A 21799-nucleotide genomic window follows, 5' to 3' on the forward strand; every position below is an offset into this window, starting at 1 on the left:
AAAAACTCAAATCAAAAAATAATTTCAGACAGCATTGTAAGTTGTATTGTATTTTTAATTAATTTTGATACAAATGTCAATTAATCTTAAAATATTTATTTTTTTATTAACAATTGTTCATTGCAAAACTAAAAACAATCTTCCCCAAAGATTACAAAAAAACAAATAAAAATCGTTTCGAGTCAGTAAAGCATAAGACAGAAAACAGACCACTAACCTACAACTTTGAACTATGCGTATATTGCAAGCTTTAAAAAAATTTCGCTTCCCAAATGTTTACGTTCTTATTTTAATTGTATTTATTTCGTGCGCCTTGTTAATCTGTATCAATTTTTTTACAATCAAAATTCTATCTGCTACCCGAGCTTATGTGAATGGCGAATCGCATTATTCAAAAGGGCAAAAAGACGCTTCGCGACATCTTATCACCTATTTATACACCAAAGACCCAAAACAGTGGAAATTATATCTAGAGGAAATAGAGGTTCCACAGGGAGACGGAATTGCAAGAATCACACTTTTGAAAGCGGGCGATAATCAAATTGCACGAAGAGGATTTCTAATCGGCCGAAATCACGAAGAAGACTTAGATGATGTTATCTGGGTATTTGACAATTTCAAAAACGTTTCTTTCTTATCCAAGGCAATCGATGAATGGGGACAAGGAGACGATCTTATTTTTAAGCTATTCATAATCGGACAGCAGATTAATGCCAAAATAAAACACAATCTCCTGACAACTGCCGATCAGCACAAATACCTCAAAGAAATTAGCTCGATTAGCGATTTGCTTACGGTGAAAGAACGAAATTTTTCGAATACACTAGGCGAAGGAACCCGAAAAATAAAAGATTTACTGATTATCACAAATGTTGTTTTTACCTTAATTATCATTTGCAGTGTCTGCCTCTATTATTCAATTATGGTAAAAAGACTTCTAATTTCTAAGAAAGAAACCGAAGTTAAAAATGAAAATCTCGCTTTGGCAAATCGCGAACTAGACCGTTTTGTTTACAGTGCGTCGCATGATTTAAGATCGCCAATTACGTCACTTCAGGGACTTATCGAATTAACTGCTCTTGAAGACGATGTTAACCAAATTCGTGATTATTTAAAATTAATGCATCAAAGCCTTGCCAGACAAGATCAGTTTATAAGCGATATTATTGATTATTCTAAAAACAAAAGAAAACAGATTGTCATAGAGCCTGTAAGCCTAAAAGAGCTTTTCAATGAAGCCATTTCGCAATTGATGCATATTGAGAATGCCAATAAAATCAAATTTACGCAGGAACTTTTAGTAGACGAAATAGAAAGCGACGGATTCCGTCTTCGAATAATCATCTGCAACCTGCTTTCAAATGCAATAAAATATGCCGATAACAGCAAACAAGAGATGATTATTTCTATTAAAAGTTATAAAAACGAAGATGTAAATCAAATTGAAATATCGGATAACGGAATCGGAATTAACGATGAATATAAAGACAGTATTTTTGAAATGTATTTTGGAACCAACAAAAACAAAGGATCCGGATTAGGCCTTTATATCGTAAAAGAGGCCGTTGAAAATATCAAAGGAAATATTTCTGTAATTTCTGAAAACAAAATCGGAAGCCGGTTTATTGTAACAATACCAAATCCAAATGGAATCTAAACCTGATTTTTTATTAGTAGAAGACAACCTTGTCGACCAAATTGTAGCTCAAAGGCTTCTGAAAAAAGCGTTTGACAAAGAACCAGTTTTTGTCGCAAATAACGGAAAAGAAGCACTTGACTGGCTTTTGAATCACCTAACTTTTGACTCCTTGATTGTTCTGCTGGACATTCAGATGCCAATAATGAACGGACTAGATTTTCTGAACGAATTTGACAAAATAACCGAAGAGATAAAAAAGAAAATAAAAATTTATGTTTTGTCCTCAACACTCGATAGCGACGAAATAAAAAAGCTCAAAGAAAATAAAAACGTTACCAAATTTCTTCAAAAACCTTTTCCGTCCGAAATGCTGAAAAATGAGTTTTTACACGATTAATTTAGAACTCTATTTACTTGAGAAAAAGCCCTTGTATAATAAGGCTCTTTTGTAGAAGAAATAATAACCCCTCCGTGTGTCGAAGAATGCACAAATTTAATTTCGCCCTCTGAAACCTCCACAATCATACCAACATGATTTATATGGCGCCTTCCATTGGTTTTAAAGAAAATCAAATCTCCTTTCTGAGCTTCATCTGTAGTAACTTTTGTTCCTATTCTTGACTGCTCAATTGAGCTCCTAGGAAGTTTTATGTCAAAACTACCAAAAGTACAATACATTAGACCCGAACAATCAAAACCTGCTTTTGTCGTACCGCCCGATCGATAACGAGTCCCGATATTTCCTGTAGCGTTTAAAATCAACTGATCTACCAACTCTGTATGATTGCTAATGCGAACCGTAGCAGTATCTACTTGTTCCGATGAATTATCAGCAACTTGTATGCTTTCTTCTGTTTCAGACTTAATTTCAGTTTGAGGTGTGATATTAAGCGCGACAACCGCATCTGCCTTTTCTTTTGTTGTTTTTATTTTGAGAATATGTCCAACTGGAAGTTTTGCTTTAACCGAAGGATTCTGACGCTCCAACTCTGCAACAGTAATACCGTATTTTTTTGCTATAGCGTATTTTGTTTCTTTTGGCTGTACTTGCACATCTACCTCAACCTCATTTTCGGTTGCATTTTTATCTTTTTCAGTATTTCCTGTAGATGCATCAGCAATTTGTATCGGATTATTTGATGGTACAATAAGACTTTGCCCTATTTTCAATCCTTCTGTTTCGAGTATCGGATTGGCCTTTTTTAAATCATCTACAGTGATGCCGTATTTTTTAGAAATCCCCCAAAGTGTTTCTTTTGCAGCAACTTCATGCAAACCTGGAGTTTCATTTAATGGTTTTTCTGCAGTTTGAGGAGCACTGCTTTTTTTATTTTTATTCGGAATTAAAAGAACAGAATTAAGTTTTAAGACTTTTGGAGCATTCGGATTTGCATCTGCAATATCTTTTGCTTTAACTCCATACTTTTTTGCAATAACAGTAAGGTTTTCTCCTTTTGAAATTTTATGTTTAATGAAATTTTCTTGAGAAAAAGCACCAACACTAAAAAAAAACAATACTATTATTACCCTATAAACCATGCTTTACATCTTTATTTTACTTCAAGAGCTTAAAAATTTTTATTTCCAAACTCAAAAAAATTAATTTTATTACCTGCATGGCGAATTTAACTTTTTAAAGTAAAAAAAACACACTTTTTAACAACTATTTTTTACAATTTAAGAATTTACGGCATAAAATTTGTGTCAATATTTTGAAAAGCAGTTTCTTATGCAGAATATCTGTTTTTCAAAAATCAATACCTCCTTAAACAAATTAAACCCGATTCTCTGTGAAAAAACTATTACCTCTCTTCATTCTAATTCCTTTTTTCACAAATGCACAAACCATAAATGGAATTGTGAAATCCCAAACTACTAATTTACCACTCCAAGACGCGAATATATACACACTTCATGCTAAAACAGGAACCATAACCACCGATAATGGAAAATTCTCAGTGAAGGTAAAAACAAATGACACCCTTCAGGTGTCACACATTGGTTATATCACAGCAAAAATCGCAGTTAATGATTTTAAAAAATCGGATTTTACTATTTCGCTTCAGGAGGAAATTGAAACCCTAAAGAATGTAGAAATCAAAATCCAGCAAAAATTAAAATCTAAAATTCATTTTAACAAACTAGCCCCATTAAAAAATGCTGTTTTTTCCTTTGCATCCTTACTATATAACGGAAAAATTTATGTTGCTGGAGGCGAAACATCCTATAGCTCTAATGCCTTTGAAATAGCTAAAACAAAAACAATTTCTCACGACCCACAAGTTTTTATGTCCATTTACTTTCAAGAATTGCGTCGTCAAGAAGGCAGCACGAGTTATAGTGGAGACCTTTCCATCTATGACATCAAAACTAATACTTGGGAAACTTCAAAAACAAAATTCATCAAAAGAGCCTATCACAACTTACATTTTTATGATAACTCATTGTACATATTGGGAGGTAAAAGAATTTCTGCAAATGGAAAATTTGAATATTTAGAAAATCAAATTGAAATTCTTGATATCTTTAAAAATGAAGTTATAACAGACAAAACCAATCCACATCAAGCAATAAATTCCTTATCTTTTATATACAAGGACAACATAATTGTAATGGGAGGAGCCATTAAAACAACTACTAAAGGCAAAAAGACTTTTACAAATAAAACTCATTTTTACAATATAACTTCAGGGCTATGGTATGAACTATCAGAAATGCCGATTGCTCAAGAAGCAAACGGAATCCTAATTGAAGACAAAGTTTATCTTATTGGAGGAAATAACGGAATAGCAATGTCTAAAATTCAAAGTTTTGATTTGATTAATGACAAATGGCTAAACGAAGGCGAATTATTCTCTGAATTAGAGAGACCTGCAGTCGCCTCACAAAACAATCTTATCTACATTTTTGACAACAAAAAATTATACTCATATAATGTGACAACTAAACTCCTAAAAGAGTTTATTGTGGATATAGACATTAGATACGCAGCAATGCACTTATTCCAAAATAAATTATATATAGTTGGAGGAATATCACAAGACGAACTTAGCAGTAAGCCTACTGGTGATGTCTACAGTATTTCTGTTGACGAATTTGAGAGCACAAAACCTAGCAGAATCAAAACTTTAACCCAAAGCTCAACAAAATAACAGATTATTATTATTTTCATATTGTCTTTTTTAAAATACAATTCCACCAATCAATTGAAACAAAAGATTACCGAATAAATAAATTATCATAATAAAAAAAGAATCAAACTTAATATAAAAATAACGAGCCCGATACAATATCGAGCTCATTATTTTCAAACTTAATTATAAAATTTGCCTAAACTTTTGGAAACAGTCCAAAACAGGGCATTTTTTAAATATAAAATTAAAAATTAAACTTTTCCAGCTGCAATTAAGTTTAAGGCAGAACCTGCAATAAACCAGCCAATCTGACCTTCATTATAAGTATGATTTGCCAGAATAATATCTTTTGTTCCATTAGCATGTACAAATTCTAACGTTAATGGCTTTCCTGGGGCAAATTCCGTTAAATCCAAGAAATTAATCGTGTCATCTTCCTGAATTTTATCGTAATCAGTCTCATTAGCAAAAGTCAATCCTAACAGACCTTGTTTTTTAAGGTTTGTTTCGTGAATACGTGCAAAAGATTTCACCAATACCGCTTTAACTCCTAAGAAACGTGGTTCCATTGCTGCGTGTTCACGAGAAGAACCTTCTCCATAGTTATGATCACCAACCACAATAGAAGGAACTCCTGCCGCTTTATAGGCACGAGCAACCGCAGGAACAGCATCGTATTGTCCTGTCAATTGGTTTTTAACCGAGTTTGTTTTTTGATTGTAAGCATTTACAGCTCCAATCAGCATATTGTTTGAAATATTATCTAAATGTCCACGGAAACGCAACCATGGTCCAGCCATAGAAATATGGTCGGTTGTACATTTTCCAAATGCTTTGATTAATAATTTAGCACCTGTAATATCTTTACCGTCCCAAGGATCAAACGGAGCCAACAATTGCAAACGATCAGAAGCTGGATTTACAACAACTTGAACTCCTGAACCGTCTTGTGCCGGAGCTTGGAATCCTGGATCTTCAGCATAAAAGCCTTTAGCCGGAAGTTCGTCTCCTGTAGGTTCGTCAAGCATTACCTCTTCTCCGTCTTCGTTGATTAATTTATCCGTTAACGGATTAAATCCTAAATCACCCGCAATAGCTAATGCTGTCACCAATTCTGGCGAACCTACGAAAGCTAAAGTATTTGGATTACCGTCTGCACGTTTTGAGAAGTTACGATTGAAAGAGTGCACAATAGTGTTTCTTTCTTCTTTTTCTGCCCCTTCCCTATCCCACATACCGATACATGGTCCACAAGCATTAGCAAACACGGTAGCGTTGATTTTATTAAAAGTTTCAATAAACCCGTCTCTCTCAATTGTCGAACGCACAACTTCTGAACCCGGAGTAATCGTAAATTCGGCTTTCGTTTTTAAATTTTTATCCGCAACTTGTCTTGCCAATGAAGCAGCGCGCGAAATGTCTTCATAAGAAGAGTTGGTACATGACCCAATCAATCCTACTTGAATTTGCAACGGCCAGTTATTTTTTATGGCTTCCTCTTTCATTTTAGAAATTGGAGTAGCTAAATCTGGCGTAAAAGGACCATTTAAGTGTGGTTCTAATTCTGATAGATTAATTTCGATTACCTGATCAAAATAAGTGTGCGGATCAGCATAAACTTCAGGATCTCCTGTTAGATAAGAAGCGATTTTATCTGCTGCATCAGCAACTTCAGCACGATTTGTAGAGCGAAGATAACGACTCATAGAATCGTCGTAACCAAAAGTCGAAGTTGTAGCTCCAATTTCAGCACCCATATTACAAATAGTTCCTTTACCAGTACAAGACATCGCGGTTGCACCTTCTCCAAAATATTCAACGATTGCTCCGGTACCTCCTTTTACAGTTAGAATACCAGCCACTTTCAAAATAACATCTTTTGGAGCTGTCCAGCCTGATAATTTACCTGTTAATTTAACTCCAATTAGTTTAGGGAATTTCAACTCCCAAGCCATACCCGACATTACGTCTACAGCATCAGCTCCACCAACACCAATGGCTACCATTCCTAAACCACCAGCATTTACAGTATGAGAATCGGTACCGATCATCATTCCACCCGGAAATGCATAATTTTCAAGCACAACCTGATGAATAATTCCTGCTCCCGGTTTCCAGAAGCCAATTCCATATTTATTAGAAACAGACGACAAGAAGTCGAAAACCTCATTACTTTGTGTTTTTGCTCTTGCCAAATCGGTTGCCGCATCTATTTTTGCCTGAATCAAGTGATCACAGTGAACCGTTGTTGGAACTGCTACTTTCGATTTACCAGCATGCATAAATTGCAATAATGCCATCTGAGCCGTTGCATCCTGACAAGCTACACGATCTGGCGCAAAGTCAACATAATCAATCCCTCTTCCAAACGCCTTTGTCGGATTTCCATCCCAAAGGTGATTGTACAAAATCTTTTCCGTTAAAGTAAGTGGACGGCCAACAATTTCGCGCGCTTTATCGACACGGGCAGGCATGTTTTCGTACACTTTTTTTATCATTTCAATATCAAAAGCCATAAGTTTATAATTGTTTTTTATTATTTTATTTTCTCCACAAGATACAAAAAATAGAGCAGTAATTAAAGAAAAAAGCCCGAGTTTTACGACTCGGGCTTTGAAATATTAATAATTGTAAGATTACATAACTAACGATTTGTTTGAAGGTGCAAACTTAGTTAAGTTAATACCATCTACGGCAGCAGTATATTCTTCAATAGTAGGAGTTCTACCTAAAATTGTAGACAATACTACAACTGGAGTAGACGAAAGTAAAGATTCTCCTTTTTTACCTTCTTTATCCTCTACAACTCTTCCTTGGAAAAGACGTGTTGAAGTTGCCATTACGGTATCTCCTTTTGCAGCTTTTTCTTGGTTACCCATACAAAGGTTACATCCTGGACGCTCTAAATACAACATGTTTTCGTATTCTGTACGAGCCGCTCCTTTTGGTGCATTATCGTCAAATTCGAAACCTGAGTATCTTTGTAAAACTTCCCAGTCTCCTTCTGCTTTAAGTTCGTCTACAATATTATATGTTGGCGGCGCAACTACAAGTGGCGCATTGAATTCTACTTTTCCTTTTTGTGCCTCAACATTTTTCAACATTTGAGCAAGGATTTTCATGTCTCCTTTATGAACCATACAAGATCCGATAAATCCTAGATCTACTTTTTTCTCTCCTCCGTAGAAAGATAAAGGTCTAATAGTATCGTGAGTATATCGCTTAGAAACATCTTTATTATTTACGTCCGGATCTGCAATCATTGGCTCAGCAATCAAATCCAAATCTACTACAACTTCTGCATAATATTTAGCATTTGCATCTGGAGTCAAAGCAGGTTTTTCTGCCGATTTAATTTCAGTGATTCTCTTATCTGCTTTGTTGATTAATCCTTGAAGAACGTGTTTGTCGTTATCCATTCCTTTATCAATCATGATTTGGATTCTGCCTTTAGCAATTTCCAATGATTCGATTAAAGTATCATCTTCAGAAATACAGATAGAAGCTTTTGCTTTCATTTCTGCAGTCCAGTCAGTAAATGTAAAAGCTTGATCAGCTGTAAGTGTTCCGATGTGTACCTCGATGATTCTTCCTTGGAATACGTTTTCACCACCAAATTGGTGAAGCATTTGAGCCTGAGTAGCATGAACCACATCACGGAAATCCATATATCCTTTCATATCTCCTTTGAAAGTCACTTTTACAGACTCTGGAATTGGCATAGAAGCCTCTCCAGTAGCCAATGCAAGAGCAACAGTTCCAGAGTCAGCACCAAAAGCAACTCCTTTTGACATTCTTGTATGAGAGTCACCACCAATAATGATAGCCCACTCATCGATAGTAATATCGTTAAGTACTTTGTGGATTACGTCTGTCATTGAATGATAAACGCCTTTTGGGTCACGAGCTGTGATCAAACCAAAATCGTTCATAAATTTCATCAATTTAGGAATGTTAGCCTGCGCTTTTTTATCCCAAACTGATGCAGTATGACAACCTGATTGGTAAGCACCATCAACGATTGGCGAAATTACCGTTGCCGCCATAGATTCTAATTCCTGAGCAGTCATAAGACCTGTAGTATCTTGAGACCCTACAATGTTTACTTCTACACGAACATCAGAACCAGCGTGTAATACTTTACCTGGAGCAATACCAACAGCATTTTTATTGAAGATTTTTTCTACTGCAGTAAGTCCTTGTCCTTCAATAGAAATTTCTTTTGATGGAGCAAATACAAGCGGTGCTTCAACACATAAAACTTTTGCAGCCAATGTTTGAAGTTTTTTACCAAATACAATAGCGTATGATCCTCCAGCTTTGATAAACTCCATTTTTTGAGGCGTAAATGCCTTAGAAATGTCGATTAATTCTTGATCGCCGTTATATAATTTTTTCTCTTTAATATTGATAGTCAAAACTGTTCCTGTTGCTACAGAATAAGCTTGCTCTAAAATTGGCTCATCGTTTTCATTACGAACAACATTACCATTCTCATCAACTTTTTTAACCCAGTTTTTAAGGTCTAATCCGATACCTCCAGTAACGTCAACTGTTGTTAAGAAAATTGGAGAAATACCATTTGTTCCTCCAACAATTGGAGCAATATTTACGAATGGAATATAAGGGCTTGCTTGTTTTCCTGTCCAAAGCGCCACGTTATTTACACCTGACATTCTAGAAGAACCAACTCCCATTGTTCCTTTTTCAGCAATCAACATCACGCTCTTATCTGGATGCTGCGCCTGTAAGGCTCTAATTTCTTGCTGTGCTTGAGGCGTAATCATGCACTGCCCGTGAAGTTCACGATCTGAACGCGAGTGCGCTTGATTTCCAGGAGAAAGTAAATCTGTAGAAATATCTCCTTCACCAGCAATAAAAGTAACGACTTTAACTTCGTCAGCTACTTCTGGTAATTTTGTAAAAAATTCTGCTTGAGCATAACTCTCAAGGATTTCTTTAGCAATTTCATTATTATTTTTGAATGCCTCTACCAAACGATCTGTATCTGCCTCGTAAAGGAAAACTTGAGTTTTTAAAACTTTTGCTGCTTCTTTTGCAATAGCTGCATCATTTCCTAAAGCCAAATCAAGAAGTACTTTAATAGAAGGTCCACCTTTCATGTGTGACAATAACTCAAAAGCAAAAGCTGGAGTTATTTCTTTTACCACAGATTGACCTAAAATGATCTCTTTTAAGAAGTTTGCCTTTTCACCAGCAGCACTTGTAGTACCAGGTAAGGTGTTGTAAATAAAAAACTTAAGAGAATCTTCTCTGTATTCGTTATCTAAATCTTTAATTTGAGCAATGATTTCGCTTACTAATTCAGCGCCATCAATAGGTTTTGGATGAAGTCCTTGGGCTTTTCTTTCTTCAATTTCTTGAATGTAATCTTTGTAAGTATTCATAATTAAGTAGAAGTATTTTTTTTGTACGCAAATTTAAAAATTAAAGCTGAGAATTAAAAAAAATATAATAGAAGTCGCCTTTTCAAAAATTATTATTGTTAAAAAACGATTTTCAATGCTTGTTTTTGATAAAAAATTAATTTTAAATTAAAAAAATGATTTTTTGATATTTTAAAATCTTTTCTTTAACAAAGTCGAAATTTATTGTTACGACGGAAGTGAGATTTTACCCCTATTTTACAAAAGAACCATTCTAAATAAAGAATTACAACGTTATAGTAGTTCTTTTTTGTGCTACAATTTCACTTTTTCTTCTTCCTAAATTTTCAAAATTTTAATCTCAAAAAATAAAATCCGAAATGTTTGCTATTTCAATAATTCTTATAACTTTGTAACTCAAAGTACTTTTATTTAAAAACAACTTTATATGGAAACAAAACCTCTTTATGTCTTTTGGAATAGCAGTATCGGAGTAAGCTTGATGATTACTCTTCTCACCATACTGATATTAATTTCGTCCCTAATAGGAAGCAATTTCGATTACGATAATTTCGAAAATCTTTCTTTTCTTAACATCATCATCCAAATTCCTTATGCCCTTGTCACCGCTTACTTAGTTTTACGATACAAGGAAAAATACCAGCATTTACTGGCTTTCTTATTTCTTAACTGGTTTATTGGTTGTTTTTCGTTAAACATGGGAATGAATGTTTTCGAAAACCTCCCAATCTGGGTCTACTGCACCACTTTTTTATTTTGCCTATCTAATTTCGTTATCTACAAAGGCGTCGATAACAACTATTTGAATACTATTTCTTATTTTATAAATGGATGTTCTATTTTACTAATTCTTTACTACGCTGTTTTTCTTATTCCGATTAGTATTATATCCTTCTTCGGGATCATTGTTTTAGGTTTGGGATTTTACGGTTTGGTTCCAGCAGTTGTGCTTTTTATCCATTCTGTAATACTTTCCAAAAAACTTTTTGTTCACAAAAACAATCTTTTAGCTTTCTGCTCAGGGATAGTAGTGGTAATTATTGGAATCGCAACTTTTATTACCTTTTTAAATATTGAAAGCAAAAAAATCAATCAGAACAGTATTACCAAAACATTCGAAACCGATGAAGATCTGCCAGCTTACATTCGAATTTCGCAACATTTAAGTCCTAATTTTCTAAACGAAATTCTTCTTAAAAAAGACATTGTTTATATCGCCACTAAAGATTTTTTTAGTTTGGACGGTTTTGGAGCATTTGGAAGAAATGTGCAATACAGCGAACGAAAAACGCATAATCCGATATACAATATTGCGTATAATTTTACCTCAGACATCTATTTAAGCGATGATGATAAAATAAATATTCTAAAATCAAACTTCGACAAAAGACTTGAAGCAGAGGAATATTTGTGGAGTGGCAAAGATTTGATCACCAAAAATATTAAAGAAGATGTAAAAATTTATCCAAACGATCACTTGGCTTATACAGAACTATCTGTTGATGTGGCCTGCGAGGATAAAAGCTGGGGACAAAAAGAAGCCATTTACTCTTTTCAGCTTCCTGAAGGTGCTGTTGCAACTTCGCTATCATTGTGGGTAAACGGCATTGAACGAAAAGGCGTTTTAACTACCAAAGAGAAAGCAAAAAAAGCCTACAACAAAGTCGTTGGTGTTGAAATGCGTGATCCTTCGTTAATGCAGTGGAAAGAAGGAAACAGAGTTACGGTAAGGATTTTTCCGATTACCAACAATCTTCCACGTATTTTCAAATGTGGTTTTACGACTCCATTAAAAACGAAAAACAACAAGCTGGTTTACGAAAGTCTGAGCATAAAAGGCCCTAACATTAACAATGCCGAGACGATTTCGAGAATTCAAATCAGCGATGGGCAAAATTTCACAGCTACAAAAGATTTTGATTTTGCAAACAATTACTACACAAACAAAGCTACCGGGTTAGAAAAATGGGAGGCAGAATTAGATGCAAATCCAAAAAAAGCAAACAGTGTTTTTACTTGGAAAAACAAAAGCTACGAAACAAAACCGCTTATTAAGGAGAAAATCGTTTTTAAACCAAGCGAAATTATCTTAGATCTTACCAGTAATTGGAAATCATCTGAAATAGAAAAAATTCTAAACATCAAAAACAAAAAGTATACAGTTGTTTTAAATGGAAAAAAACAAGAAATCAATCCTGCAAATTACAGCGCTATATTTCAAAGTTTTAAAGACTTAAACTATTCGCTTCTGCCAATGTTTGATTTTAAGGAAAATACATTGATCATTACAAAATGTGGCGCTTTCTCTCCAAATTTCGAAGAATTGGAAGATTCAAATTATCTAAAAAAGATAAAAACTGAAGTCAAGTCTAAAAACATTAGAGCAATTAATATATCTGAAAACACGAATCAGTTCTGGCAGACTGTAAAAGAACAGCGTTATGTGAGCTATTTTCAAACCGATATAGACCAATGCGTAAGTCTAATTGAAACAAGTCGTTTTATAAAATTCAAAACTGACATCAACAGTATTAACTTAGAAACTGCTGGGATTTCTATTCATGAAAGTCCGGAAATAAAAAACATAGAACAAAAAGGTTCTAATCATTTGTATAGAATGTTTTGTTTTGGAAAAGTTCTGAATGACCAAGTTGAAATTCAAAATGACACACTCGCGCAAAATCAATATGTTGAACTTGCAAAAGATGCCAATATTGTTACTCCGATTTCATCTTTGATTGTTTTAGAAACGGATCGTGACTACGAAGAAAACGGAATCGAGAAAAATATCAATACACTCGGAAATGCGTCAATAAACAACGACGGATCTGTTCCTGAACCTCATGAATGGGCTATGATTATTGCCGCAGCACTGCTGCTTTTATTTTATTACAGAAAGCAAAAACTAGCCAGTTAATGAAAAATCTAATTTTGAAAAACAAACCAATCCTATTGGGAATTCTTTCGATACTACCGCTCTTAATCCTTAACAGCGAAATATTGGTTATTGCCTTAAATAATGACTTTATCGGAATTATTGTTTCGCTGTTTTTATTTTTGGTCGGAGGCAGAAAAACAAATTTCAAAATCAATTATCTTTTGTTTGTTTTAATTCTGATTTTAGAATTTGTAAGTTATCGTCTCAATACCAAGTCTGTTCATTTTCTGGCTTTGGTTTTAGTATTGTGTTTGATTTTTCATTATTTCACTCGAAGATTTTCATTTATTGCATTTATCTGTATCATCTTATTTTCAACAATCTTTAATACTTTTTTCATCCATCTGACCTCCGAAATCAAGCAGAATCTATGTTATGCAGTTTATCTGACATTAAAAAACTTTATAACCATTAATAAGATTGAAGGGGTCAGTTTTTACATCAATCACTCAAAAGTCACAATCGATACCGCCTGTATGGGATTATCAATGTTTAAAACGGGATTATTATCCTGCGCCGTTTTGATGACTTTGGAAGAGCGAAAACAAAAACATTATTACAGCATTTTTCAGATTGTATTATTTTGCATCCTCACTGTAGCACTTAACATTTTATCTAATTATTTCAGAATTATTACACTTGTCTTACTGAACTGCACGCAGGAAAACCTCTTGCATCATTCGATTGGCTTAGTTTGTTTTGTAATTTATCAGATAGTGCCTATGCTATTCATTATTAGATATATCAAACCAAAAATTCTAGACAGCGCTGTAATTGGAATCAAGCCTAAAATATATTTAACAGCATTCTCGTTCCTTATTCTCTTGATTGTCAGTTTAAAAATCAACAATCAGAAAACAGCAGAACCTTTAATTAAAATTCCATCAGAATATAAAAAGGAAAAAGGAAGCTGGGTTAATAATGAAGTCTATAAAATTGATACCAAAGAGCATCTCATTTACATTAAGACACCTAGTCACAATCCGCTAATATGTTGGACAGGCAACGGCTACAAAATAATCGAAACCAAAAAAATAAGAGTAAACAACGAAGAAATCTGGTTTAACAAAATGGAAAAAGACAATCAGATTTACTATTCATATTGGTGGTACAAATGCGGTACAAAAAAATACACTTCATTTATCGAAGTTATGTATATGAAATTAATCAGCAACGAGCCAGTATACCTTATTAACAAAACGAAGACATTATATTAATGTTGATTGTTTTTAGTAAAAAAAAACTATGCTACATAATTTTATGTTAAATATGAAATAAAATACAGTAGATGAATATACATCTACTGTATCGCTTTTTAATTGTCTTTTACTTAAAGGCCAAGCTCTGGATCAATACCTAAACAAGGAAAATCAGTTGGACTAGGTGGCGCCTCAATAGCACAAAGATCACGGCTTTCTATGCATCCAGCCGCCACAGCAGTCTTGTGAGGCCCAGGCTGGCACCCCCCATTACATGATGTCATTGGACTACCCGCACAAGTGTAAGTATTGGCTCCCCCAGTAATAACCTTAGCAGAAAATTTAGAAATAACGTTCTTGTCTAAACGCAACTCGTTAATAGATTTTTTTTTCATTTTAATGTTCTTGTAAGTTAATAATAAACCAAATCTAAATATATTTTTTCTATTTATAAATAAAAAACTACATATGTCTTAAAATAAATAATATTTTTACCCTATAAATACCATTACTATGATTTTTAATATGAGATCCTAAACTTTTATACAACCACTAATTTGTCAATGTATGACGCAAAATACAAATATTAATCAAATTTCCATTACAAAAAAGCTGAATTCCAAATTATTAGAAATTAATGAAACTCTCAAAAAACAATATGAATCCGAAGATTTGGGAGTATTAACTGGCTTAACTGGACATGCGCTGTTTCATTTTTATTATTCAAGATTTAGCAATACAGAGGAGCCATCAGAAATAGGAGTAAAAATTATAGCTGAATGCTTTGAAAAAATAAACCAGAATTACGAAATCTCAACATATTGCAGTGGAATTGCCAGTTTTGGATGGGTCCTTGAGCATCTATATTTAGAAAATTTTATTGATTTTGATAACGATAAAATATTATCAGATCTAGATCATTATCTTTTCGAAAGACAATCACTAGATTCCTCAATAGGTCTCTTTGACTTTTTACATGGAAGCATTGGTTATGGTTATTATTTTCTTGCCCGATATAAAAATACAGCTTCACAAGAACTAAAAAAGAGATACAAAATCTATCTTTTAAAACTAATCTCTTCACTTGAAGAATTCGCGATAGAATCTGAAAATAAAATAAAATGGGAATCTATTCTTAGTATGGAAACTCAAAAACGTGGTTACAATTTTAGCCTTTCACATGGAATTCCTAGCATCATAAACTTTCTTTGTAGACTGCATAGTTTTTCTGATTTTAAATCAAGCGTAGATCCGTTGATAAAAAAAAGCATTTCATATATACTTGATCATAAAAATACAGAACCCAATCATTATTCTATATTTCCCAATTTTGAATGCGAATCTACCAATAAAAACAGACACAGCAGATTAGCATGGTGTTATGGGGACTTAGGAGTTGGAATAACACTATTGCAGGCGGCTAAAACACTCCAAGATAAAAATCTAAATAAAATTGCTATAGACATTTTAAAACACTCTGCACAAAGGGTACAACAGCATGACACAATGATTAAAGATGCTGGAATATGTCATGGAGCATTTGGTGTAGCAAAAGTTTTTAATCGAGTTTACAAAGAAACTCATGAACCCATTTTTAAAGCGGCTACAGAACATTGGCTAAACGAAGGTTTAGAAATGTGTTCTCATCAAGATGGTTTTGCAGGTTACAAAAAATGGGTCGGTGGCCAAGAGATTTGGGAGAACGAATTATCCTTATTAGAAGGCATTAGTGGAATCGGATTGGTTATAATCGATTATCTAACGGATAATGAATTCAATTGGGATGAATGTCTAATGATCAGCTAATACTAAAAAATGTTAAATAAAAACCCGTACCAAGCATTTGATAAGTTCATTTTAAGAACTCCTCTTTATTCTTTAGAATTTTATAGAAATTTTACCAAGGAAACAAATATTACTGATGAAGACTTCTTAACCGTTCTTACTGATCCTGTCTTAAAAGAAGCTATATATTTAGCCTCGCCAGTTCTTTACAATGCCGTTTCAAAATGGATTAATAAAGACGAAGCTGGAAAAAATTCAGAAAATCCAGAAAAATTAAAATTATCCATTTTAAAATATATTTCACGATTATCCTCAAGATGCACTCCTTTTGGTCTGTTCGCTGGATGTACAATTGGAAGTATTAATAACGAAACAAATATTATATTAAAAGGTTCGTTGCATAATGAAAGGCATACTCGCTTTGACATGAATTATCTTGTAGCGCTTTCGCAAAATCTAACTAAAATTGATTTTGTGAAAGAACAGTTACTATTTCGTCCTAATAATAGTATTTATGAAATTGGAAATAAAATTCGATATATAGAATATTATTATATAAATGGAAAAAGAAACCATCAGATAGTATCAATCAGTAATTCAAAATACATACAAAAAATCATCAATTTTTCTAAAAGCGGAGCGCGAATTAAAGAAATTGCAGAGGAAATTGTGTCTGAAAAAATTGATTTCAATACTGCTTACAGCTTTATCAATCAATTAGTTGACAATCAAATACTAATAAGCAATCTCGAACCCTCAATAACAGGCCCTGAATTTTATGAACAGATAATCTTAATTATAGAAAAATTAAATCACAATAAAGATTTACACCAAAAATTAGTGCTCTTAAAATCTAAACTCATTGAAATTGATAAAAATATAGGAAATACGATTGAAAAGTATGAAACAATAATTACAATTTTAAGAGATTTAAACACTGAATTTGATTTAAGTCATTTGTTTCAGACAGATATGGTAATCAGTACTTCTCAAAATACATTAAGCCAAAATGTAATCAATTCTGTAAAAAAAGGAATGGCAATTCTTAACAAGTTTTCAGTATATAATGAAAACCCATTGTTGTCAGATTTTAAAAAGAAGTTTTACGAAAGATATGAAAATCAAGAAATTTCTCTATCAAAAGTACTTGATGCTGAAATTGGAATTGGTTACAGTCAAACATTTGAGCAAAATGTAAATAATCCACTTATTGATGATTTAGTTCTACCAGGTCGACAAAAGAAAAATGCTAATCAGAACATCCAGTGGAATGCTTTTAATTCTTTTTTTCACAAAAAGATATTACAAGCTAATCTAAACAATCAACAAGTGATAAGTCTTTCTTTCAATGATTTTAAACATTTAGATGAAAACTGGAACAATTTACCAGATACAATATCTTCTATAATTGAAGTAGTTTGTATTGATAATAAAGAAAAAATACGTTTTAGCGGAATTGGAGGATCAAGCGCTGCAAACTTGCTCGGAAGATTTTGTCATGGAGACGAAAAAATTCATCAATTTGTTGATGAAATAATCCAAATTGAAAATAAGATGAACGAACGCATAATTTTGGCAGAAATTGTTCATTTACCCGAATCCAGAGTAGGAAATATACTAATGCGACCTTCTTTTAGAAATTTTGAAATTCCATATTTAGGTAATTCTACGTTAAATGATGAATTTCAAATTCCGATTGATGATTTATTTTTATCACTAAAAAACGAAAGACTAGTCTTAAGATCCAAACAAAACAACTGTCAGGTAATTCCTCACTTAACAAACGCTCATAATTACTCTCAAAATTCTTTACCAATTTATCATTTTTTATGCGATCTTCAAACGGAAGGCATTAGTCCAGGAATGTCATTCAACTTAGGTAATGCCTCAAATACATTTGATTTTATACCTCGAATTGAATGCGATGATATTATATTACAGGAAGCAACCTGGAATATTAATCGTAAAGATGTAGAAAGTCTATTAAAAAATAAAAACAATGACGTTTTACTACAGCAAGAAATAGCAAAATTTAGAGCAGACAAAAACATACCACAATTTATACTACTTTCAGAAAACGATAATGAATTACTAATAAATTTTCAAAACCTCACTTCGGTAAAAATGCTTCTTGATGCTATAAGCAAAAAGAGCGTTTTTATTATTAAAGAATTCCTTTATGCTGAAAAAAGCACTGTAAAAGATCTTAAAAAAGAATATTACACGAATGAAATAATAGTTTCTTTTTACAATAGCAATAAACTAGAAAAAACACATGAGTAACGCAACACAACGCAATTATATACTTGGAGACGAATGGATTTACTACAAAATTTATACTGGCCAATCTACTTCTGACACAATCTTAACTGACATAATTCTGCCAATATCTCAATCATTACTTAAGGAAAAAATCATTGACAAGTGGTTTTTTATTAGATATTCCGATCCCGAAAATCATTTACGAGTGAGATTTCACCTCCAAAATTCAAATGATTTTCATATTGTAATACTAAAATTCAAAACCGCATTAAAGCAATATATTAAAGCAAACCTAATCTGGAATATACAACTAGACACTTATAAGCAAGAGATTGAACGCTACAATGGAAAAAAAATGCTTGAATTATCTGAAGATTTATTTTTTCATGACAGTAAAATGATAGCAAAATTCATCAGTTTAATAGAAGGAGAAGAAGGAGAGGAACTAAGATGGTTATTTGCAATAAAAGCCATTGATAAATTTCTTGACAGTTTTTATTTTTCAATAACTGAAAAATTGGATCTTCTAAATAGACTAAAAACAGGTTATGCGAATGAGTTTGATATGTCAAGACCTCTAAAAAAACAACTAGATCAAAAATATCGCCATAATCGTGAGAAAATCGAACTTTTTTTAGGAAATGATTTTAGCACCAACTCTAACTACACTGAGATACAGAAGCTGCTTAATGAAAAAGAAAAAAAATCTTTAGAAACAATAAAAAAAATCATTGCAACTAATAAAAAAACAAAAAACGATATAAATAATTTTTTAATGAGCCATATCCACATGACAATGAATAGATTTTTCAAATCTAAAGGAAGAGTTCATGAGTTGGTTATTTATGATTTCTTATATCGTCATTATCTGTCTCTGTATCACAAAAAACTTAAAGTAATTTCTGAATAATAACTTCTTCAGTTATTCCTTCAGCATCAGCTTTATAATTCTTAATAATTCTGTGGCGAAGAATTCCGGTTGCTACTGCTTTGACATCTTCAATATCTGGAGAAAATTTGCCATTAAAAGCTGCATGTGCTTTTGCTGCCAAAATTAAATTCTGAGAAGCTCTCGGTCCTGCGCCCCAATCTAGATAATTTTTCACAAAATCATTTGTCAGTTTATTGTCTGGACGTGTTTTGCTAACTAAAGTTACGGCATATTCAATAACATTATCCGCTACAGGAATTCTGCGAATCAAATGCTGAAAATCTATAATTTCCTGAGCTGTAAATAATGGTGTTATAGATGTTTTAACGTCTGAAGTAGTTCTTTTTACTACCTGAACTTCTTCTTCAAAAGTTGGATATTCTAACTTTACGGCAAACATAAATCGGTCTAATTGTGCTTCCGGAAGCGGATAAGTTCCCTCCTGCTCTATCGGATTTTGCGTTGCCAGAACAAAATACGGCAAATCTAATTTATGATGCTGTCCTGCAATTGTAACCGAACGTTCTTGCATTGCTTCAAGTAAAGCGGCCTGAGTTTTTGGTGGCGTTCTGTTGATTTCGTCGGCTAAAATAATGTTTGAAAAAATTGGTCCTTTAATGAATTTAAAATTTCGGTTTTCATCCAAAATTTCGCTTCCCAAAATATCAGAAGGCATTAAATCGGGAGTAAACTGAATTCTTTTAAAATCTAACCCCAAAGCCTGCGATAGCGTATTTATCATTAAGGTTTTTGCCAAACCCGGAACCCCAATCAACAATGCATGACCTCCGGAAAATATACAAAGTAAAATTTGATCGACAACGGCATCTTGGCCTACAATGATTTTTGCTATTTCGTTTTTTAATTCGTTTCGTTTCTGAACTAAATTGTGAATTGCTGTTACGTCAGACATTTATGAGTGTATTTAAAATTAAAAAGAGTTAGTTTTATGAATTCATAAAACTAACTCTTTTTCTTTATTTAATAAAAATTATTTTTTCAACCAGTTATTAGCAAAACTACAGTCTCTGTATTCTCCAATAATTTTGATGTGAGTATCTTTTATTTTATTATCAAACCATTTTGCAATTGCGTTGATTTGTTTTTCTTTTAATGCTAATTCCTTAATTTTTGTATAATCTTTAGCGTAATCTGCTACGTGCTCATCAATTCTGTTCGTAACCGTGATAATTTTATAGGTCTTTTTTTCTTTTTCATCTGTATTTAAAAGCGGCTGTGAAACTTCAGTATCTTTTAAATTTGAAACTTGACTATACAAAGTCGGGTCCATTTTTGTCAATTCAAAACGAGTATCTTGTGTATTTGGGTTTACCAGCGTTCCACCATTTGCTCTTGTTTCTTTTTCATCAGAATCTGACCTTGCTGCATCGGCAAAAGAAACTTCTTTATTTACAATCTTAGTTCTGATATTTGTAATTCTTTCTTTTGCTTCTTTCAAGGCATCTTCAGAAACAGTAGGCGATATCAAAATATGTCGTAATTCAATCTCTTGTCCTTTTATTTTTTCAACCATAATAATATGAAAACCATAAATAGTTTCAAACGGAGCAGAAATTTCACCTTCTTGCAAGCTAAAAGCAACATCTTTAAATTCTTTTAAAAATGGAGTTTTACGGGTTATTTTATAAAAACCTCCATTAGGCAAAGATGCTTTATCCTGAGAATACAAAACGGCCTTAGTCGCAAAGCTAGATCCAGCAAGAACATCATCTCTCATTGCGTTCAATCTGTCAATTACTTTTTGTTTGTCTTCTTTAGAAACTTTTGGCTCTACAACAATTTGCGCCACTTCCATTTCAGCACCAAAAGTCGGCAATTCGTCTTTTGGGATTTTCTTAAAGAAATTACGAACTTCTTCAGGAGTGATTTCGACATCTTTAACAATCTTATCTCTCATTTCTGAGGCAAGTTTCTGCTCTTTCAAAATATCTGCAAAATAAGTTTTAAACTCTTCTACCGAATTTTTTCTATAATACTGTACTACCTTATTTATGTCACCGACCTGCTGCACCATGTAGTTCAGCCTTTCTTCCATCATGCTTCTTACTTCGGCGTCACTTACAATAATACTATCCTGAATTGCTTGGTGAGCGTAAAGTTTATCTTCTAGTAGTTTTCCAAGCATCTGGCATCTTGTAATATCTTTTACAGAACCTCCTTGACTGGTGATTTCTAAAAATCCTTTATCAATATCAGAATCCAAAACAATATACTCTCCAACTGTTGCAATAATACCATCAATTTTAAGCTTTCCTCCTGTAGGCGCTTCAGCCGGCTTTAAGGCAACCGCATCAGGAATTATTTCCTGTGCAGAAACAATTGAAGTGAAAAAAAATGAAAAACAACATACAAACATCAATTTGTATCCGATTGTTTTTAGCTGTAATTTTTTTAATAACATTATTTTAAATTTAATTTGAATGTAAAGACCTGCTTTAAACTTTTGTCAAAATTACTTCAATTTTATTTTTCAGATAAATCT

The 21799-nt window shown here is 33.0% G+C and carries 14 protein-coding genes; 8 read left to right on the plus strand and 6 right to left on the minus strand.

Features of this window, described 5'->3' with window-relative positions:
• Positions 1-232 precede the first annotated feature (232 nt).
• Both ACFFLS_RS09420 and ACFFLS_RS09425 read left to right on the plus strand, forming a co-directional pair.
• Complete coding sequence (locus tag ACFFLS_RS09420; RefSeq protein WP_379685312.1) at positions 233-1657, plus strand: sensor histidine kinase; 1425 nt, start codon at positions 233-235, stop codon at positions 1655-1657.
• On the plus strand, positions 1647-2036 hold the full coding sequence (locus tag ACFFLS_RS09425; RefSeq protein ID WP_379685310.1) for a response regulator: 390 nt from the start codon (positions 1647-1649) through the stop codon (positions 2034-2036). Before ACFFLS_RS09420 ends, ACFFLS_RS09425 begins: the two co-directional genes overlap by 11 nt.
• On the opposite strand, the gene ACFFLS_RS09430 is transcribed toward ACFFLS_RS09425, so the two are convergent.
• Positions 2033-3178, minus strand: a complete 1146-nt coding sequence (locus tag ACFFLS_RS09430; protein ID WP_379685308.1) for a C40 family peptidase — start codon at positions 3176-3178, stop codon at positions 2033-2035. The two genes, ACFFLS_RS09425 and ACFFLS_RS09430, sit on opposite strands and share 4 nt — an antisense overlap.
• Positions 3179-3429: 251 nt before the next feature.
• On the opposite strand from ACFFLS_RS09430, the gene ACFFLS_RS09435 reads away from it, so the two are divergent.
• Positions 3430-4791, plus strand: a complete 1362-nt coding sequence (locus tag ACFFLS_RS09435) for a Kelch repeat-containing protein (RefSeq protein ID WP_379685306.1) — start codon at positions 3430-3432, stop codon at positions 4789-4791.
• Between the two features lie 233 nt (positions 4792-5024).
• Here the strand turns inward: ACFFLS_RS09435 and ACFFLS_RS09445 are convergent, their stop codons facing one another.
• Positions 5025-7289: an aconitate hydratase gene (locus tag ACFFLS_RS09445; protein WP_379685304.1), complete on the minus strand. Its 2265-nt coding sequence runs from the start codon at positions 7287-7289 to the stop codon at positions 5025-5027.
• Between the two features lie 120 nt (positions 7290-7409).
• Positions 7410-10181 carry a bifunctional aconitate hydratase 2/2-methylisocitrate dehydratase gene (locus tag ACFFLS_RS09450; RefSeq protein WP_379685302.1) on the minus strand — a complete coding sequence of 924 codons (2772 nt, stop codon included), beginning with the start codon at positions 10179-10181 and terminating at the stop codon, positions 7410-7412.
• Between the two features lie 427 nt (positions 10182-10608).
• Between ACFFLS_RS09450 and ACFFLS_RS09455 the strand changes: the two genes are divergently transcribed.
• The gene (locus tag ACFFLS_RS09455) at positions 10609-13098 is read left to right on the plus strand and encodes an XrtN-dependent VIT domain-containing protein (RefSeq protein ID WP_379689335.1); all 2490 of its coding nucleotides are present in this window, start codon (positions 10609-10611) and stop codon (positions 13096-13098) included.
• Entirely contained in the window at positions 13098-14336 is a 1239-nt protein-coding gene (gene xrtN, locus ACFFLS_RS09460) for an exosortase N (protein WP_379685298.1), read from the plus strand. Before ACFFLS_RS09455 ends, xrtN begins: the two co-directional genes overlap by 1 nt.
• Before the next feature lie 113 nt (positions 14337-14449).
• Here xrtN and ACFFLS_RS09465 read toward each other — a convergent pair whose 3' ends face one another.
• Positions 14450-14713 carry a hypothetical protein gene (locus tag ACFFLS_RS09465; protein WP_379685296.1) on the minus strand — a complete coding sequence of 88 codons (264 nt, stop codon included), beginning with the start codon at positions 14711-14713 and terminating at the stop codon, positions 14450-14452.
• Between the two features lie 172 nt (positions 14714-14885).
• Here ACFFLS_RS09465 and ACFFLS_RS09470 point away from each other — a divergent pair, with 172 nt between their 5' ends.
• From ACFFLS_RS09470 to ACFFLS_RS09480, 3 genes are read left to right on the plus strand one after another with little or no spacing between them, the layout of a single operon-like run.
• Complete coding sequence (locus tag ACFFLS_RS09470) at positions 14886-16124, plus strand: lanthionine synthetase C family protein (protein ID WP_379685294.1); 1239 nt, start codon at positions 14886-14888, stop codon at positions 16122-16124.
• Positions 16125-16133: 9 nt separating this feature from the next.
• The gene (locus ACFFLS_RS09475) at positions 16134-18386 is read left to right on the plus strand and encodes a lantibiotic dehydratase family protein (protein ID WP_379685293.1); all 2253 of its coding nucleotides are present in this window, start codon (positions 16134-16136) and stop codon (positions 18384-18386) included.
• Positions 18379-19275: a thiopeptide-type bacteriocin biosynthesis protein gene (locus ACFFLS_RS09480; RefSeq protein WP_379685291.1), complete on the plus strand. Its 897-nt coding sequence runs from the start codon at positions 18379-18381 to the stop codon at positions 19273-19275. The genes ACFFLS_RS09475 and ACFFLS_RS09480 overlap by 8 nt, the downstream gene beginning before the upstream one ends.
• Here ACFFLS_RS09480 and ACFFLS_RS09485 read toward each other — a convergent pair.
• Complete coding sequence (locus ACFFLS_RS09485) at positions 19256-20209, minus strand: AAA family ATPase (protein WP_379685289.1); 954 nt, start codon at positions 20207-20209, stop codon at positions 19256-19258. The two genes, ACFFLS_RS09480 and ACFFLS_RS09485, sit on opposite strands and share 20 nt — an antisense overlap.
• Positions 20210-20287: 78 nt before the next feature.
• Positions 20288-21718, minus strand: coding sequence for a peptidylprolyl isomerase (locus ACFFLS_RS09490; RefSeq protein ID WP_379685288.1), 1431 nt, complete (start codon positions 21716-21718; stop codon positions 20288-20290).
• Positions 21719-21799 lie beyond the last annotated feature (81 nt).

This window comes from Flavobacterium procerum (genome assembly GCF_042431625.1).
GTDB classification, from domain to species: domain Bacteria; phylum Bacteroidota; class Bacteroidia; order Flavobacteriales; family Flavobacteriaceae; genus Flavobacterium; species Flavobacterium procerum.

Coding starts and splice junctions, on each gene's coding strand:
- ACFFLS_RS09425 (WP_379685310.1), top strand. CDS start 1,647: ATGGAATCTAAACCTGATTTTTTATTAGTAGAAGACAACCTTGTCGAC.
- ACFFLS_RS09450 (WP_379685302.1), bottom strand. CDS start 10,181: ATGAATACTTACAAAGATTACATTCAAGAAATTGAAGAAAGAAAAGCC.
- ACFFLS_RS09465 (WP_379685296.1), bottom strand. CDS start 14,713: ATGAAAAAAAAATCTATTAACGAGTTGCGTTTAGACAAGAACGTTATT.
- ACFFLS_RS09485 (WP_379685289.1), bottom strand. CDS start 20,209: ATGTCTGACGTAACAGCAATTCACAATTTAGTTCAGAAACGAAACGAA.
- ACFFLS_RS09445 (WP_379685304.1), bottom strand. CDS start 7,289: ATGGCTTTTGATATTGAAATGATAAAAAAAGTGTACGAAAACATGCCT.
- ACFFLS_RS09490 (WP_379685288.1), bottom strand. CDS start 21,718: ATGTTATTAAAAAAATTACAGCTAAAAACAATCGGATACAAATTGATG.
- ACFFLS_RS09430 (WP_379685308.1), bottom strand. CDS start 3,178: ATGGTTTATAGGGTAATAATAGTATTGTTTTTTTTTAGTGTTGGTGCT.
- ACFFLS_RS09420 (WP_379685312.1), top strand. CDS start 233: ATGCGTATATTGCAAGCTTTAAAAAAATTTCGCTTCCCAAATGTTTAC.
- ACFFLS_RS09475 (WP_379685293.1), top strand. CDS start 16,134: ATGTTAAATAAAAACCCGTACCAAGCATTTGATAAGTTCATTTTAAGA.
- ACFFLS_RS09480 (WP_379685291.1), top strand. CDS start 18,379: ATGAGTAACGCAACACAACGCAATTATATACTTGGAGACGAATGGATT.
- ACFFLS_RS09455 (WP_379689335.1), top strand. CDS start 10,609: ATGGAAACAAAACCTCTTTATGTCTTTTGGAATAGCAGTATCGGAGTA.
- xrtN (WP_379685298.1), top strand. CDS start 13,098: ATGAAAAATCTAATTTTGAAAAACAAACCAATCCTATTGGGAATTCTT.
- ACFFLS_RS09470 (WP_379685294.1), top strand. CDS start 14,886: ATGACGCAAAATACAAATATTAATCAAATTTCCATTACAAAAAAGCTG.